Raw genomic sequence first — 4,870 nt, 5'->3', positions numbered from 1 at the left:
GGATGGCTGACGCCGAGGACGTTCGCCGCCTGGCGCTTGCGCTGCCTCACGTGGTCGAGATCGACAGTGACGGCTTCGATTTCCGGGTCGGCGGCAAGGGTTTCGTCTGGTCCTATCCCGAGCGCAGACCGGGTAAGCCACGCGTCATCCGAACCGACATCGCCGTGCTGTACGTGGGTGACGAGGCGGAGAAGCAGGCGTTGCTGCTTGGGGAGCCGGAACGCTTCTTCACCACACCCGCCTACGACGGGATGCCTCTGGTCATGCTGTGGCTGGAGAAAGTCGACGTCGACCGTCTGGACGAGCTCATCACCGACGCCTGGCGCATGCGTGCGCCGGATGCGCTCGTCGGCGATCTCGACGCGGCCGCCGATTAGCCCGTCCGGCAGGGGTCGGTCTCGGGGACGTGGCAGCAGTCGGCCGTTGTGTCTGCGGGTATCGGGTCATGGTTGAGCGGTGATTCGATGCAGGACGGTGGTGTAGATGACTGTGCGGTCTGGTCTTGCGCGGGCGGATGCGTGGGTGAGGGCGGAGGCGGCGGGTTCGCCGATGAGGACGAGTCCGTCGGCTGCGGCGCGGCGCACGGTGGGATGTTTGTGGGTGAGCAGGGCGACCAAGGCCGGGATGGCGGGTTCCCATCTCGCGTGGGACAGCGTTTTGGCGGCCGAGACGACGACGGTCGAGCGATTGTCGTCCAGTAGCCGTATGGTCTGCTCCAGGTAGGCGGGACGGTCTAGGACCCGGCGGGCGATCCGGTGGGCGCGGAGGCGGACCGCCGGGTCGGAGTGACCGATCAACTCGATCAGGAGGTCCGCCAGCTCGCGGTCGCGGTTGCCCTCCGTCCAGGCTTCGGCGAGTTGGTCGAGCGCCTGCCGGATTTGTGCTGGGGTGCCGGTGCGAGCTTTATGCAGCAGGTCGTGGTGCGAGGGGCGTTTCCGGTGGGCGGTCGGGGCGTGTGAACGGTCGCGGAGTGCGGCCAGCACGGCGGCGTCCTCGGCCGCCGCGTCTGGATCACGCAGTGGGCCGTCGAGGAGGGTGATCCGGTCCGTCAGGTTCTCGCGTTCCTCGGCGTGCAGGCGTTGCCATGCCCTGGTCAGGGGTGGGGTGCGCCGGATGCTGGTTCCCTTGAGCAGGTCGAGGACGCCCCAGGCGCCGGCGTCGAGGTGAGGGGCCAGCGCCTCGGCCAGCTGGTCGGGGTGGGCGCCGCGCAGGAACTGCTCGATTGTGGTGCGCGTCTTGGCGGAGCCGTTGGTCCACCAATCCAGGAGCAATGGGATCAGGGGCGCGCGCGACGGGGCGTCCAGATCGGTAGCGAGGCGGACGAGGCGTTCCTGGACGTCGCCGGACGCCTCCCGTAGTTCGGTCTCGTCCAACTGATGCAGGGCTCGGGCGAGCCGGTCGGTGATCGTCAGAGCCGCCAGCTTGCCGCGCAGGTAGGCGCGGAGGACGGCGACGCGGGTCTCGGGTTCCGGCCAGCTGAGCAGGGTGTGGGCGGCGGTGGCCGAACGGGTGGGATCGTCCAGCATTGTCAGCAGGCGCTCGCGCTGGGCCTGTGAACGTGGTTGGTCCAGATCGCCGGGGTGGGGCGCGCGGGTGTCGTCGGGGGACGGTCGGCGCGCCTGCTCAGTGAGGGTCCAAGGTGGTGCCCCCAGAGGTTGGAGTTCGAGCATCTGGTCCAAGAGCCTCCGGCGGGTATCCGTGTCAGCGGTGGGGAAGGTCTTGATCAGCTCCTCGAGCCGTTCGCGTGAATTGAGCGGGTGTCCATCGGGTGGTCTGGGGCCGAGTGCGAATGCCTCCCGCAATACCGCTTCCTCGCCCGTGGGCGTCGCCGACAAGGCTCGCTCCAGGTCGTCGCAAGTCGGAACTCCGCCGCACTGGCGCAGCAGCGTCAACTCCGGTGCGCCTAGTACCGGCAGCGCGCGGATCCGTTCGGCGATCTCGGGCGCCCGGCCATCAGGGAGGCATGCGACGGCCTCACCTATTAGCGCGAGCAGCTGCGGGTGGTGGGGAGGGCCGATCTCGGCCAGGCCGGCGGCGAGTGTCGGCAGGGCTCGGGCGAAGGCTTGCAGTTCGTCTGGGCTCCAGGGTGGCGGGCACAGCCGCATCGTCAGCCGCAGGACCGCGTCTCGGTCTGCCGTCACGGCCAAGTCGAGCCAGTGCGGGAGCATCGGCCGCAGCCGGGCCATGCGCTGCAAGCCGGGCGCGTCGGGATCCTTCTCGTGTAGCTCCACCGCTTGCCGGGCGGCCTCGACGGTCCAGCCGTGGTTGGCCAGTTCGTCCACCGGGTTGGAGGACGGCTCAGTACCCGGGTCTGGGAGCGCGGCGAGCAAAGCCTGCCCGGCCGGAGAGCCCTGTGCGGCCAGCGCGCGGATTGCGCGTTCCGAGAGGCTGCCTGAGAGGCTTTCGACCAGCAACATTCGGGTTCGCGTGTCTGCGGTGCGGTCGGCCGCGGCGACAACGGTGGCGGCGAAACCATCGCCGAGTATTGCTCGCAGTGTCCTTGTCAGCTCGGCGCGCAGGCCCGGGTTGTCGTGCCGACCGAGCCAAGTCAGCAGCTTCGGCACCACCGCCGGGGTACCCGTGTGGGCGAGCACCGCAGCGGCGGTCTTCTTGACGTTCATGTTGGGGTGGTCGAGGCACGCCGCGATCGCCTGCGCCGCGCCCTGGCCGCCCGCATGGCCGAGTGCCAGCAGCGCCTGCCGCACGGTCTGGACGTCCGCCGCGGCGGTCAACGGGATCAGTCCGGCCGATACCGCCCGCGCGTCCCGCCTTCCGGCGTCGCGAGCGAGCAGCGCGATGGCGTGCTTGCGCACATGGCGGTCGCGGTCGCGCAGCAGCGGTGGATCCGCTCCCGGATCCGCCGGTAGGGGACGTCCAGGAGCATCCGCAGCAGGACCGCCCGCTCGGCCGGCGACGCATCGGCCTCTTCCAGCAGGTCCAGGGCGATCTCGGCCAGCAGGGCGTCGCCCGCCTCCCGCGCGTCCGCCGCGTCCAGCAGGCAGCGGGGCCTGATCTTGCCGCGTTCATACAGCCGCCCGGCCAGCTCTCGGACGGCCGCGACGGCCTGCGGCGGAATCTGCGGAGCCTGCGGCGGCTGGAGCGAGTGCGGCGGTTGAGGTTGCTGGTCTTCCTGGACGTGCGACGTGACCCTCATGAGGAGGTCAGCGATGGCCGGGACGGTGCTGGCATCGCCGTTGCGCGCCAGCGTGCACAACGCGTCCACCGGTCGGTCTGGGTCCAGTCCCGCACGTAGCAGGGCGAGCTCTCGGACATCCGGGCCACCCAGATCCGAGGCGATCCGCGCGGCCAGGTCGCGTGGGTCGAGCCTGTCCAGGAGTGCGCGTCGCGCCTCGGGGTCCTCGGTGAGATGCCACAGGAGTTCGAGCGCGCGGTGCCGGACGGGCACCAGATACGGTGCGATCTCGCCCGCCAAGCCCTCACGCAGCACGGCGGCGGTACGTTCGCCGCCGACGGCCTCCAGGGCGTCCAAGGCCGCCGCCGGTGAGCGAGGCAGCGTCTCGAGAACGAGTTCCTCGGCCTCCGTGTGCCGCAGGGCCCGGATGGCCTCCAGGAAGGGGACGGGGTCCGGCGCGACCGGCAGCAGTGCGGCGACGGCGTCGCCGATCGGCAAGCCGCCCGTGCCCTGCGCTGCCAGCGCGACCAGCAGCTCCAACCGCCGCGGCCAGGTGGCGTCGTCTGGGGCCGCGCACGTCGTCGCCTCGCGCAGCAGGGCGTGCCGGGCTGTGTAGAGCAGTGTGGCCACGTCATCGGCGTCTACCGAATGGTCGGCCAGGGCCAGCGCGACGATCGCCGGTACGTGCTCGTCACCGGGGAAGTGTCCGCGCTGATGCATCTGCCGCAGGCACCGCACGGCGGGCACCGCGAGAAGCAGCGGGTCCGCGCTGGCTATATGCACCAGGTCGCCGACGTCGTCGCGGATCGCCAGGCTGCCCAGCAGTTCCAGGGCCCGGCGCCGAAGCGCGGGAGGCCGTCCCGGATCGGCGGCGGTTTCGCGCAGCAGCTCCCCGCGCCCGTGCCGAGCCGCTGCCTCGACGGCCTGGTCAGCGGCAACGGGATCCCCGATGAACCGGACGAACCACTCACCGGGTACGGGGTCGAACAACGCCCATGGCTCGGTGAGTTCACGCAGCACATCCGCCGCAAGATCGGGCGCGGCGTCGTCCAGGAGCGCCAAGAGGAGGCGCCTGGCGCGGGCCGGCGCGAACAGGCCCAAGCGCAGGACCTCGCGCGTGACGCGCAGCGCCTCCCCGCGCAGCACGGCATCGTCCTGCCCGGCCAGCTCCCGGGCGAGACCTTCCGGATCCGCGACGTCGGCCGCGTCCAGTCCGTGGACGGCCTGGTACAGAAGTTCACCGACGCGTTCGTTCGACACGGTCGCGGGATCGGACGCGATCTCGGCCCGCAGCCAGGCGATCCGCACCGGCACCGGCAGATCGGCCGTACGCCACCGCGGCCACGGTTCCGGCCCGGGAGATCGCACATACCGCTGCGCCATCGCCAGCGCCGCCTCCGGCGACCCGCCCCATTCATCCGCCTCTGTCACCACGTCAGCCGATCCTAGAAACGCACGGTGCCCACACTCGCCCCCACCACAAGATCACTACCGGCTTGTCACGCCTCGCCCGGCCGCCCCACCGCCACCCGGTTCCCGTCCGAGATCGACTGGTTGGTGGCTTGGGGTTCCGTTGTGTCGGGTCTTGGTGTGGGTTGGCGGGGCGGAGGCGTTCGTGGTGGGGGCCGTTGGGTTGAGGCGGGTTGTTCCTACAGCGGGTTGTTCTTAGTGCCCGTTCCCGAACCTCTGATCTTGGCCCGGAGAGGTTCCAAGCGTCCTGACGGCTTGTTCCAGAGC

Annotated in this window: 3 protein-coding genes; 1 reads left to right on the top strand and 2 read right to left on the bottom strand. The window is 70.7% G+C overall.

Going from position 1 to position 4,870, the window contains the following annotated elements:
- Positions 1-377 (top strand): MmcQ/YjbR family DNA-binding protein (locus E1264_RS40275; RefSeq protein ID WP_132182461.1); only part of this gene is annotated, 377 nt, incomplete at its 5' end.
- A 66-nt stretch (positions 378-443) separates the two neighbouring features.
- Here the strand turns inward: E1264_RS40275 and E1264_RS40270 are convergent.
- Positions 444-2,813, bottom strand: a complete 2,370-nt coding sequence (locus E1264_RS40270; protein WP_132182459.1) for a HEAT repeat domain-containing protein — start codon at positions 2,811-2,813, stop codon at positions 444-446.
- Positions 2,738-4,567 (bottom strand): hypothetical protein, encoded by a 1,830-nt coding sequence (locus E1264_RS40265; RefSeq protein WP_132182457.1) that lies wholly within the window; start codon positions 4,565-4,567, stop codon positions 2,738-2,740. The genes E1264_RS40270 and E1264_RS40265 overlap by 76 nt, the downstream gene beginning before the upstream one ends.
- Between the last annotated feature and the right edge of the window lie 303 nt (positions 4,568-4,870).

The sequence above is a fragment of the Actinomadura sp. KC216 genome (assembly GCF_004348535.1).
Classification (GTDB): Bacteria; Actinomycetota; Actinomycetes; order Streptosporangiales; family Streptosporangiaceae; genus Spirillospora.
Note: the sequence above shows the minus strand (reverse complement) of the source record. Positions and strands in the feature narration are given on the sequence as shown.